The sequence below is a fragment of the Roseicyclus sp. genome (assembly GCF_965662675.1).
Taxonomy (GTDB): domain Bacteria; phylum Pseudomonadota; class Alphaproteobacteria; order Rhodobacterales; family Rhodobacteraceae; genus Roseicyclus.
Genome location: NZ_CBFIIK010000176.1, coordinates 1 through 2,356, shown reverse-complemented (window position 1 = coordinate 2,356; position 2,356 = coordinate 1). Strand labels below are relative to the sequence as shown.

Below are 2,356 nucleotides of genomic sequence, written 5' to 3'. Positions count from 1 at the left end.
CGTGCCCGAACGCCTCGACATCAAGCACAAGGTGCTGGCCCAGATCATGGCCGCCGCCCCCGAGACGGCCGTTCTGGGCAGTTCAACATCGGGCTTCAAGCCATCGGAATTGAACGAAAAAGGTGCGCGCGCCGTTGTCGCGCACCCGTTCAACCCGGTCTATCTTTTGCCGCTGATCGAATTGGTCGGCGATGCGGACGCTTGCGAAAAGGCGGCCCATATCCTGCGCAGCATCGGCATGTATCCGCTGCTTGTGCGCAAGGAGATCGACGCCCATATCGCCGACCGATTCCTTGAGGCCGTCTGGCGCGAGGCGCTGTGGCTGGTCAAGGACGGCATCGCCACGACCGAGGAGATCGATCAGGCGATCCGCATGGGCTTTGGCCTACGCTGGGCGCAGATGGGCCTGTTCGAGACCTATCGCATTGCGGGCGGCGAGGCAGGCATGCGGCACTTTCTGGCGCAGTTCGGGCCTTGCCTCACATGGCCTTGGACCAAGCTGATGGATGTGCCGGAGTTCACCGATGAGCTGGTCGATCTGATCGCGGGGCAATCGGATGCGCAATCGGGCCACCGCTCGATCCGCGAGTTGGAGCGTCTGCGCGACGACAATCTTGTCGGCATCATGCGCGCGCTCAAGCGCACCGGCAGCGGGGCGGGGGGCGTGATCACGGCGCATGAGGCGATGCTGCCGCGCGCGGAAACAGGGCCCGATGGCTTGCCCGTGACAGTCGAGATGCAGGTGCCGACCACCTATGTCGACTATAACGGCCATATGAACGAGGCACCGTATCTAGAGGTCTCGGCCCGCGCGTCCGACCGCTTCATGGAGATCATCGGGGCTGATGCTGCCTATATCGCGGGGGGGCTGAGCTACTTCACCGCCGAGAACCACATCCGCTATTTCGCCGAGATCGATATCGGCGCGCAGATCACGGTGACGACACAGGCCTTGGGCGGGGATGGGCGCAAGCTACATCTTCTCAACAAGATCTGGACCGACGGCGACAGCCCCGCTGCCACGGTCGAGACGTTGCTTCTTCATGTCGATCTGTCCACCCGCCGCGTGATGGCACCCACAGGCGTAGTGGCCGAACGCGCGGCGGCCTATGTTGCAGCCCATGCTGACCACCCCAAGCCCGACCGCTTGGTCCTGAACCAGCCGCGCGGCTAGGCGCTGGCGCTGGCGCGGCTGTCCAAAAGCCGCGTCAGCCAATCTGGATCCATTTCGGGCACCGATGACAGCAAAAGCTCGGTATAGGGCTCATGGGGCGGGGTGAACATCTGGGCCTTGGGGCCTTGCTCGATCACGCGGCCCTTTTGCATGACGACCACATCATCGGCGATCGCGCGGACGGTCGCCAGATCATGGGTGATGAACATATAGGCCAACCCGAATTCATCTTGCAGGCGGGTCAAAAGCTTCAAGATGCCTTCTTGCACGATCTGGTCGAGCGCCGATGTCACCTCGTCACAGATGATCACCTTGGGCTCGGCGGCAAGCGCACGGGCGATGCCGATGCGCTGTTTCTGGCCGCCCGACAATTCGCCCGGCAGGCGGTCGATATAGGTGTCGGGGTCCAATTCGATCAGGTCGAGCAGATCGCGAATGCGGGTTTCGAGTGCGCGGCCTTGCAGGCCCAGATACATCTGCGCAGGCCGCCCGATCAATTCGCGCAGCCGCAGCTTGGGGTTCAGCGCGGTATCGGCCATCTGGTAGATCATCTGCACCTGCCGCAACTGATCGCGGGTGCGGCCCTTCAGCGCCGGGGGCAGGGGCTGGCCGTCGAACAGAACCGCGCCGCCGCTTGGCGGCAACAGCCCGGTGATCACGCGGGCCGCTGTCGATTTCCCCGAGCCGCTTTCGCCCACCACAGCGATGGTGCGCCCTGCATGGATGTCGAAGCTGACATCCTCCAGCACCGGCACCTTGCCATAGGCGGCGCTGACATTTTGCACCGATACGATCGGGGCCGTGGTCGCGGGGGGCTGTTCGGGCCGGGCAAAGCTGCGCACGGCCCAGAGTGATTTCGTGTAATCCTCGCGCGGGGCGTCGAGCATGCTGCGCGTGGCAGACTCTTCCACCTCATCGCCGCGCAAAAGCACTTTGATACGGTCGGCTGCTTGAGCCACCACGGCCAGATCATGGGTGATATAGATCGCGGCGGTGCCGGACTGGCGCACGATATCGCGGATGGCCGACAAGACCTCGATCTGGGTGGTCACATCCAGCGCGGTGGTGGGTTCGTCAAAGATGATCAGGTCAGGGCGACAGGCCATGGCCATGGCGGTCATCGCGCGCTGCAACTGACCGCCCGAGACCTGATGGGGGTAGCGAAAGCCGATGCCTTCGGGG

The 2,356-nt window shown here is 63.8% G+C and carries 2 protein-coding genes; one reads left to right on the top strand and one right to left on the bottom strand.

The window, feature by feature from the left end:
* The coding region (locus ACTG4J_RS15220; RefSeq protein WP_439140580.1) for a thioesterase family protein at nucleotides 1–1,174 on the top strand (1,174 nt) is incomplete at its 5' end.
* Here the strand turns inward: ACTG4J_RS15220 and ACTG4J_RS15215 are convergent.
* On the bottom strand, nucleotides 1,171–2,356 hold a 1,186-nt coding region (locus ACTG4J_RS15215), incomplete at its 5' end, for an ABC transporter ATP-binding protein (protein WP_439140579.1). The genes ACTG4J_RS15220 and ACTG4J_RS15215 overlap by 4 nt on opposite strands.